The 10,058-nt window shown below is 44.3% G+C and carries 6 protein-coding genes; all 6 read left to right on the top strand.

The genetic code is table 11. From position 1 onward, the window contains the following. Nucleotides 1-313 precede the first annotated feature (313 nt). Nucleotides 314-2,365, top strand: coding sequence for a putative bifunctional diguanylate cyclase/phosphodiesterase (locus ACWVCM_RS12575; protein WP_455202103.1), 2,052 nt, complete (start codon nt 314-316; stop codon nt 2,363-2,365). 246 nt (nt 2,366-2,611) lie between these two features. Then, nucleotides 2,612-4,138 (top strand): right-handed parallel beta-helix repeat-containing protein, encoded by a 1,527-nt coding sequence (locus ACWVCM_RS12570; protein ID WP_455202102.1) that lies wholly within the window; start codon nt 2,612-2,614, stop codon nt 4,136-4,138. A 207-nt stretch (nt 4,139-4,345) separates the two neighbouring features. Then, nucleotides 4,346-4,984 carry a hypothetical protein gene (locus tag ACWVCM_RS12565; protein WP_455202101.1) on the top strand — a complete coding sequence of 213 codons (639 nt, stop codon included), beginning with the start codon at nt 4,346-4,348 and terminating at the stop codon, nt 4,982-4,984. A 39-nt stretch (nt 4,985-5,023) separates the two neighbouring features. Then, complete coding sequence (locus tag ACWVCM_RS12560) at nt 5,024-5,836, top strand: hypothetical protein (protein ID WP_455202100.1); 813 nt, start codon at nt 5,024-5,026, stop codon at nt 5,834-5,836. Nucleotides 5,837-5,943: 107 nt separating this feature from the next. Then, on the top strand, nt 5,944-6,957 hold the full coding sequence (locus ACWVCM_RS12555; RefSeq protein ID WP_455202099.1) for a hypothetical protein: 1,014 nt from the start codon (nt 5,944-5,946) through the stop codon (nt 6,955-6,957). A 451-nt stretch (nt 6,958-7,408) separates the two neighbouring features. Beyond that, a complete protein-coding gene (locus tag ACWVCM_RS12550; RefSeq protein ID WP_455202098.1) occupies nt 7,409-9,991 on the top strand; it encodes a M48 family metallopeptidase in 2,583 nt (860 codons plus the stop codon). Nucleotides 9,992-10,058: the final 67 nt, after the last annotated feature.

The following is a 10,058-nucleotide window of genomic DNA, read 5'->3' as shown; positions in this document are numbered from 1 at the left end:
GTTGCTGTAATTTTTTATATTAATTTCAGTAGTCTATCAATTCTGAAAAATGGTAATCATTTAATGAATGAAAGATAATTAAATAGCGCCTGCTGTAAGTAGCGATTTCAGCAGAACTGACATAGTTTGCCTTTCGGCTTGTTGTGCTATTTTAAAAACAAGGGGTCGGAAAACGCTATGCGTACTAATCGCGGTACTACTCGCGGTACTACTCACGGTACTACAGCGTTGCGATTATAAAATAAAAGCCTGACACGATAAAACCAGATAAATATAAACACTGGTATTGGTGCAGTCGAAGGGGGATTGGGCTTTGAACTTTCAGTTAGGACGCTATTTTTCAATTAGTAGTTTAGTTGGTGTCGTCGTTGTTATCGTCGTGCTATCGTTTTTCTATCGATACACAGTAGTAAATATACTCATTGAACAGGAAACCAAAGCAAACACGGCATTAACGAAAGTGTTTGCTAACATGATTTGGTCAAAATACTCCGGATTTATTCAGAAATCTTCCACGTTATCCAAACAGCAATTGCTCAACCGACCAGAAATTGAATCACTGGGCCTGGAAATCGAAAGCTCAGGTTCAGGTTCAAATATCGCGGATATTAAAATATTCAACGCTACTGGAATGACTATATTTTCAACGCGTCGCGAGCATCTGGGTGAATATGCGACCAACAGCGCCGGTTTTCAGGGCGCGATGACTGGCGAGACTATTAGTAATCTTACTTATAACAATGAGCTTCATGGCTACAGTGAAAAAACTGTAGACCGAGATCTTTTGTCAACATATATACCGCTGCGTACCAGTGAAGACAATGCTATTCATGGTGTATTTGAACTCTATACGGATGTTACAGATCTGGTCAATAACGTGAGACGTACGCAGGAAAACATTATCGGAGGCGTATTTATTACGCTGACATTGCTCTATTTGTTTTTACAATGGATTGTAAAGCGCGCTGACAAGGTGATACAGGATCATGAAAAAGCGCGAGACTCGTCCATCGAGCAAATACGTTACCTGGCCAGCCATGATCCCATGACAAATTTACCTAATAAGCAACAGTTTTCCCGGACTATTCAGGCGGCGATCGACAACGCCAGGCAAAATCGACAAAGACTGGCATTGATGTTTATCGATGTTGATCGTTTTAAGGTTATAAATGATAGCCTGGGGCATGATGCAGGAGATGAGCTGTTAAGTATTATCGCAAAACGTCTGCAGTACCCTGTTAGAAATGGTGATCAGTTGTTTCGTTGGGGTGGTGATGAATTTACCCTGGTGTTAGAAAATGTTAGCGGCGTTTCTATGGTGGAAAATATGGCCAGGCGCATCGTTGATACCCTGGCTGAGCCCATTAAGCTCAGGGGGCATGAAGTGTTCGTTACTACCAGTATCGGGATTGCACTTTTTTCTGGCGAGGTGGGTTTAACCAGTACCCGGCTCATTAGTAATGCTGATGTCGCTATGTATCAGGTCAAACGTGCAGGTCGTAACGGCTATATGCTTTATTCGCCACCGATGAGCGATGAAGTGATTGAACGCTTATCCAATGAAGCGTCTCTTGAGCAGGCGTTACGAAATGGAGAGTTCCGGCTTTATTATCAACCGAGATTGTCTGCTTTCTCCGGTAAAGTCACCGGTGTTGAGGCATTATTGCGCTGGGAACATCCACAATACGGATTGATGACACCGGATAAGTTTCTTCAACAACTGGAAGATAGTAGCTTGATCTCATCTGTTGGTGAGTGGGTATTGAAGACCGCCTGTAGACAACTTGCAAAATGGCAGGCGGCTGGTATGTCCGCTATCCGAGTCTCAGTGAATATATCTGCGATGCAGCTATCAGGTAACATTGTGGAGCAGGTAAGCCGGGCAATCAACGAAGCCGGTATTAATCCACACTATCTTGAACTGGAGATTACAGAGGGTGTTTTTGTAGAAGACAAAGAATATATGTCATCGTTAATGGTAGCGCTTAAGGAAATCGGTGTGACATTATCTATTGATAAATTCGGCTTTGAATATTGGCCATTGAGTTATCTTAAGAAATTGCCGGTTGACTACATAAAAATTAGTCATGAAATAATTACAGGTATAAGTCATAGTAAAAAGGATTTAATCACTACCAGGGCAATCGCCAGGATAGCTTATAATATGAATATCCGTTTGGTTGCAGTAGGAGTGGAAAAGCAGGCTCACGTAAGTTTATTAAAGAAGAGTGGTTGTCATGAACTACAAGGGTATAAATTTGGTGAGCCAGTTCTGCCTGTCAAAATACCTGCCGTTGTTGCCGCGCGAAGCGCTCCCGAAGCACGTAAACTCGCTTTATCGAAGCAGGTATTTACACGCCTGTAAGTCTGATTATTGACACTTTTTATTGATTGTCGTGACCTGGCGACAGGCAGGAGGTGGTGAAACGGGTGCCGCTTAATTAATTCACTTAATTTTTTAGTGAGCCTCTTGTTTTGTGACGCATTTCTATAGTAAAACTAAATCTATCCAATACACTCGTTAGCGAGTTAGCAGCAAGCTAAAAGCAGTTCCGCAGGTGTTCCCCGGCAGTTTCTTCTCGACGAAATATTCACAGGGCAGGAAGTCATAGTGATTCAAAGTAACTCACCGCACATTAAAATACTCGTTGTACTCCTGATAGTTATCGTTGCAGGATGCTCGACTAATCCGGATGAAATGCCGCCACCCGGTGAACCTGGATCGCCTGTTAATGAACAACCGGTGGAGCAAACTCCAACCCCGGTAGAGGAGCCAGCACCCGATCCTGGTCCAGAGCCGACCCCGCAACCTGGAGTGGATAGCGACGGTGACGGTGTTGAGGATATTGATGATGCGTTTCCCAATGATCCTGTTAGAGTGGCGCAACCACCGCAAGAGTTTGATATTGGCGTGAGTTATAGCCGGGAATTATTTGTTGCGCCGACCGGTGATGATAATTCCGGCAACGGCACTGCTAACTTTCCTTATCAAACCGTGGCGAATGCGGCACGTAACGCTACACCTGGTACACGTATTAATCTGCAGGCTGGGACTTACCCAGCTGATGGTTCAATTAGTAATTTACATGGCACTGCTAACGAACCCATTGCAATCGTCGCCAACGGAACCGTGGTATTCGATGCCGCCGGTGCAACTCAGGTCATGCACTTTTCTGATCCGCGTTACGTGGTACTGCAAGGCTTTACCGTGCAAAACACCGCAGCACATGGCATAAACATCGATGATGGCGGTAGCTACGACACTCCGGCAGAACACATCATTATTCGCAACCTTACTTTTCGCAATATTGGTTCAGGCAATAATAATGATTGCCTGAAAATGTCGGGTGTCGACCGGTTTCTGGTTCTGGATAGTGAATTTGATGACTGCGATGCAGGTGAAGCGATTGACATGGTGGGTTGCCATGAGGGTATTGTAAAAGGTAACTTTTTTCACAACATTCCACGTAATGCCATTAACACCAAAGGTGGCAGCTCGGATATTTTAATTCAGGCTAATCGGTTTTCTGATATTGCATCGCGCGCCATTAATGCCGGCGGTTCAACAGGAGAGCTGTATTTCCGACCTGTCGATGCGATCTATGAAGGTGCGCGTATACGCATGTTAGCTAATATCTTTGAACGTGTTGGGCCAAACAGCGGCGCGTCGGTTGCCTTTGTTGGTTGCGATCTCTGTGTATTCGCCAACAACACGATTATCGAACCCCAATCCTATATTGCGCGTATATTACAGGAGTCTCAGGATCCGCGCTTTGTGCCCAGCAGAAATGGCTATTTCATCAATAATATCATCGTATTTAACACATCGGATATTCGCAGTTATGTCAATATTGGTTCTGGTACTGCGCCCGAAACGTTTACGTTTGGCAATAACCTCTGGTATGCACTGGATAATGCCGGTTTCTCCGGCCCGAATATTCCCAATGCCATACCTTCTGAATCAGGCTCAATTATTCAGCAGGATCCTCAATTGGACCTCACAGGTGAAAATTACGCGATCCCATTAAACAGTCCAGCGGCAGGGAACGGCCGCGATGTTCCTGGTGGTATAGACACCGATAACAGTGGTGTGCCTTTTATCTCGCCCATCGATATAGGCGCCTTTAAAGCGCAGTAGGTGGGATGATGTTTGTATTGTAAGCGAAATCGGAAAATGCTGATCGGTGCATCAGTAAAAATCGCTTGCCTTTCAGTCGGCTTGTAGTTTAATTTTGAATACCAGTTATGCCACTTAACAAGTATGATAAAAAAATAATTGTCTTTAACGCGTGATTCGAGATTATAGTTACGCACTATTTTTGAATTTGTCAGGGGGAAACACAGTATGAAGTCTCGTACTGAATTCTGCATCAAGTCGTTTTGCCTGTTGTTATTCACTTTCTTTCTTGCCGCTTGTGGTGGGGGTGGCGATGGAGGCGGCCCCAATCCCAGTGGTACTCCAACTCCTGAAATTTTAACGGGTGTTTTTGTGGATGCCCCGGTTTCCGGTGCTAACTATAGTACCGAAACCCAGTCCGGGATGACTAATACTGATGGTGAGTATAACTATGTCGATGGTGAAGTGGTCACCTTCTCAATTGGAGGCATCATTCTGGGTTCGGCGATGGCGGGTCCTGTAGTGACACCATTAATGCTGGTAGATGGCGCTATGGATGCGACCGATCCGCGGGTCACCAATATTGTACGACTTCTTATGACGCTTGATAGTGACGGCAATCCCGATAATGGTATTGAAATTACCGTCGCTGCACATACCGCGGCTGAAGGTATGTCCCTGGATTTTGCCAGCGCTACTTTTGACGCTGAAGCTCAAACGTTAGTGAATACTGTTAAAGGCGCCGGTACGCAACTGGTGGATGCGGGCAGTGCGCAGGATCATTTTAACACCAGCTTAAAAACCAGTTGGGGCACCATGACCTGGGGCACCGATTGCTGGGGCCAGGTCTGCCAGGAATCAAATTAAAGAATTTATCGTACCAAAGAGTTTGCAAGGGGGAATGCTATGAAATTTATAAACCAAACGAGATGGGCTGTGAGTTCGTTGTTGGCTATAGCGCTTAGCACACCAGCCTTTGCAGCACCTGCCGTGCAACACATTTTTAGTAATGGTCAACCGGCAGATGCTAACCAGGTTAACGAAAACTTTCAGGAACTGGCGGATCGTATTGATGCGGTTCCGGCCGGACCGCAAGGACCAGCTGGCGCGGGTGTTGTTCAAATTAATTTTGATCCTTATCGTCACAATTTTGCCTCTAAGACTTTTCGAGTTACCGGAGATAACGAATTGGGAGAATCCGGATGGTTCTGGCAGGAAGTCCGTACCTTTGATCGGATGACTCCAGGAACAGTCATTGAAACCAGAGAATTAACCGATAGTGTTGGTGCTACGCAAGGGTATAGAAAGTTTTATTTCACCACTGGTCTGGGGCAGGATAAAATCCTGACAAAGCGGGAAATCTATGATAACGCTGACACGAGTGTGCTTGATAATAGTAGTGATTATGATCCTGGTTTGACATTCATTAAAAATAGTATGATCGTCGGTCACCAGTGGAGTACTCATTCAATAAATAACTCAGTTGATCCTCAGCTTCCAGCGCAATTTCAAAATCATATAGGTGGCGCTGTTGAAACGCGGGTTTTGATAGAACAGGAAAGCACAACAGCAAACAACGTGGTTTATAGCAACTGCTTGAAAGTGTTAGATATTAATACAACCGGTCAAGCTCTGTTGTGGTATTGCGAAGGTATGGGATTGGTAAAGATTGTTTCCACCCCCGGTAGTATGAGAGAGCTCGTGTCCACAACACCATAGCAGTAAATATAGAAATACGCTATTTAATAAAACCAGTTAATAAAAATTCAAAAGAATAAAAAATGAAATGTTGTCCGGTGACGAGTTTCAACAGGAGAGGGTGTAAAGTGAAAAAATTAAACCAAGCAGGCTGGATTATAACTCTGGTTATTATGATATTACTCGGTATGCCTGCCTTCGCAGCGCCTGTCCCACATACTTTCAGTAATGGACAACCGGCGAATGCTGACCAGGTTAACGAAAACTTTCAGGAACTAGTAAATCGTATTGATGCGATTCCGGCAGGACCGGAGGGACCTATGGGCCCGCAAGGACTGCCTGGTGTTAATGGGCAGAATGGTTTAAACGGGCTGGATGGTGAGCAAGGACCACAGGGTCCGCAAGGAGAACAGGGAATACAGGGAATTCAGGGCATACAGGGTCCGCAAGGTGTTGAGGGGCCGGAAGGCCCTCAGGGACCGGCGGGTCCGGGGTTTGCGCAAATAAATATTGATCCTTATCGACACAGTTTTACAAGCAAGGTATTCAGAATTTCAAATAATAGTGCGAATGGAATAATTGAACCAATCTATGAAGAGACACGAACCTATGATCGTTCAACGCCAGGACAAATGATCGAAACTCGGGAGAGGCGCCAGATCCAGGATGATCAAATTACTCTTTATGACAAGTACTATTTCAACACAGATGTTGGTCAAGATAAAATATGGACAAAGAGAGAAGAATACGGCGCTACGGATTTGAATGATATAATCGGTACGTTGTTTTTATGGAAGACTCATGAATTTGATCCGGGCGTTAAGACGCTTCCTGCTGTGATGACGGTAGGACTTCCATGGATTACGGCGTATAAAAGAATTGATAATGAACCTGGAAATGCTACGCCGCCACCACAAAATGAATTTTATAGAATTGATACACGCACTCTTATAGGTCAGGAAAGCATCAGCATTACAGATAACAATGAAACCAATGTAACTTATGAAGATTGCGTTAAGGTGTTAATTCATAGTGGAAACCCGGTAAACCAGAGGGTGAATTGGTATTGCGCTGGTTTTGGGTTAGTAAAAAGTGTCGTAAATTCAGGTAATATTTGGGAGTTAATTTTAGCAACTCAATAATCTGATAATCTGTCTTTTTAGCGCAGACAATGCCCCACTTTGTGGGGCATTTTTATTGGGTGCTCTTGTTTTTCTTCCTCGCGACTCCCGGCCCAAAACCAAAATGATTTTAAACGCTTTAGCGAAAGCGGTTTCCCACTGATACGCCGAAAGTTCTGTTACTTGTATGACTGATGCTTTTGTTGTTGCTAATCGCTCGTGTGCCCGTTGCATACGCCAGCAAGTGACATATTGGTTGATCGCCCTCTCGATAATAAATTCAAGAGGTATTTTTTTCTGTGATAACTATTCAAGCGAAAATTTTCATGCACAAAAATCACTCGTATCTGCCCAATTTTTGCTGCACGTTAGTCCTCAAAAACCAACCGTTTAGCCCATAATTGCTACATTTTTGCTCAATTATTCCCCTGCTTTTCCGATAAAAAAGTAGATCCACGAGAATATAGAGAATATGTCAGCACCCACGTTCCGCCTTGTTTTTCAAGGAAAAATTTCACCTGACCAGGATATTGCCGCGGTAAAGGGTCGCCTGCAGAAGCTTTTTAAAAAAGATGCAGCGACCATCGACAAGATGTTCAGCGGCCGGAAAGTCTGCCTGAAACAAGGGCTTAGCGAGGGTCAGGCCCAGCAGTACCAGGAGAAAATGCGCTCTATTGGTGTGTTGTGTGATGTTGAAGCCCCCGAGCTAGAAAAGCCCAAAACGAATCCGATTCCCTCATCAACTCAGTCGCTATCGCAGCCTGCTGAACCCGCCAGTAACGTTAAAGTGGTCAACAAAGATGAATCCACCAAGCCATTAAAGCTGGGAGATATCGACAAGGCGTTTACTGGCACTATTCCCAGGGTGGAATTACCCAATTCCTATAAAGCAGGCATTGTGGCCGTGGGTATTACCATGGTGTTGTTACCGATCCTGTATATAGGACTGATTGCGATGCTAGGCCTTGGAGTAGTGAGCCACGCGGTAAGTAATGTTTCCTGGATGCAATCCCTGGGCTACAAGTTAGGCATCGTTGCTTATGTTACGCCAATTATCGTTGGTGCCACCATTATTCTGTTTATGATTAAGCCGTTGTTTGCCAGAGCAGCATCGGCACCAAAAACACTTAAACTTGATCCGCTCAAAGAGCCTGTCTTCTTTCACTTTGTTAATAAAATCGCGATGGCCGTTGGCGCGCCACGGCCCAGGGAAATTGTCGTTGACTGCCAGGTTAATGCGTCGGCCAGTTTTCGCAAGGGATTGTTCAGTTTCTTTGGTGATGACCTGGTATTAACGATTGGTATGCCGCTGCTCGCTGGATTTAACACGCGCCAGTTAGCGGGTGTATTAGCTCACGAGTTCGGTCATTTCTCACAAGGTGTGGGCATGCGCTTTCACTACCTGACCTACAAAGTAAACAGCTGGTTTTTTAATGCCGTTTACTTGCGCGATAGTTGGGATGAGAAATTAGACGAAGCAGCAGAAGAATCGGACGGCTGGGTTTCCATAATTTTAAATTTCGCCCGCGGCGGTGTATGGGTAACACGCAAGGTACTGTACGTGTTTATGATGGCCGGTCACGCCGTTAGTAGTTACATGTTGCGCCAAATGGAGTTTGATGCCGATCGTTATGAAGCCCAGATGGCAGGGAGTGAGCAGTTCAAAGACACAAGCTTACAATTGCAACGACTGGGTGTGGCGTTCCAGGTCAGTCATGATCAACTGGCACAGGCCTGGGAAGACAAAAAACTGGTGGATAATTTACCCCACTTGATTGCGCATAACGCCGAGCAGTTGCCCGAAGAGCTGGATCGTGCTTTGCTAGATCAAATACAGGAATCGAAAACGCAGGTGTATGACTCACATCCCAGTGACAAAGAGCGAATCGACAATGCCATGGCGCAACAGGCAAGCGGTATTTTTGAACTTGGTTGCGAGATTCGCAGTATTTTTAAATCATTTGATGCTATGTCTAAACAGGTGTCCTATTCATACTATCAGCATGAACTGGGATTGGAGTTTGATAGAAACAAGCTGATAGACATAAGTGAAGTGGTGCAAATCACCCAGGAAAATGAAAAGCAGCAGGAAGCCTATCACGAATATTTTAAGGATATGGCGCCGGTGTTTGAGTTTCCCATTTCAGTTAATATTTTTGACACCAGTAAAACTGATTGGGATGACTTGCTGGATCAGTATCGTAATGTTAATAATCAAATTGCCGAGCAAATTGGCCAGCGCAGAAAACTCATGCTGCAGGCCAATGATAGTTATGAGAAATACCAGATACTATCAGCGATCCATGTGCTAAGAGAAAGTGGATTTGTACTGTTTCCACAATGGTTCAATATGGATGAACAGACATTGAATAAGTACAAGGAAAATGCGTTAAAGGTAGAGAAAATCTGGCGGCAAGGGATGCAACAACTTAATGCGATGTTTGCGATGAACGATCAACGCCTGTCAATTGCGTTGACATTGTTGAATCACCCCAAAATGATCGAATTAAATAAAGATCATGCCAGTCATTTGAAAGCCAGGAATCGTCTGTCGTTGTTGATAAACAATTTCCAGCGCAATGCGGAACACATTACTGATTTTGAATTTAAATATTTCAAGCTGGCTTCCCTGCTATCCTGCGCGCCCTTAATGGGACAAAAACCGGATGAAATGCAATCCATGATGCAAAACCTCCTTGAGGAAGTTAAGCAGTCCTACGAGCAGCTTGTTTCTGCGCTGGGACGACTGGATTATCCGTTTGTGGCAGAAGGCGAGAACCTGACGGTTGCTGATTATATTGCCGATTTTCTTCCTAAACAAAAGCACGCTGCCGATGAATGTCAGCACTATCTTAAGAGCGGCGAAATAATATTAGAGAAAGTTGAGTTCATCTATGCTCGTATTTTATCGGGACTGGCAAATAAATCAAACAGGTTACCTTTATACGATCTTTTCGTATATGCATCAATTATATCAGTAAGAGCATCCGTAGTCATATTTCTGGCAACCATTTTAAACCCATCAATTCTTCAAAGCGGAATAAACTGCACTTGAATGTATCTTATTGAACCAAAATGCATAGATCTGATCCAGAAAAAAATGCTCCTTTGCATATAATAAT

Source organism: Kaarinaea lacus (assembly GCF_975902315.1).
Note: the sequence above shows the minus strand (reverse complement) of the source record. Positions and strands in the feature narration are given on the sequence as shown.